Genomic DNA, 268 nt, shown 5'->3' on the forward strand with positions numbered 1-268 from the left:
TAGTTATTGCCTAGTATTTCACTTCCATTATCTATTAAGCCATTGTTATTTATATCATTAACTAATACTGCTTCATCTTTGCTTATCCACTCAATCATTCTTTCTTTAAAGCCATCACTATTCATATCAAAGTAAATTTTAGAATTATCTGAAGTGGTTGGGTTTGGAGTATTGGAGTTTAAATTTAGGTTTGACTTGTTTAAAGATAAAGTATCTCTATGATATGAGATAGAGTTAGGTGTGCTTAAATTTGATGATGAATTTAAAG

The 268-nt window shown here is 28.4% G+C and carries 1 pseudogene; it reads right to left on the reverse strand.

Annotated features, from left to right (window positions below):
• Positions 1 to 268, reverse strand: a pseudogene (locus F1B92_RS08965) (hypothetical protein); the annotation flags it as partial.

The organism is Campylobacter portucalensis (assembly GCF_009690845.1).
In the GTDB taxonomy this organism is placed as follows: Bacteria; Campylobacterota; Campylobacteria; order Campylobacterales; family Campylobacteraceae; genus Campylobacter_B; species Campylobacter_B portucalensis.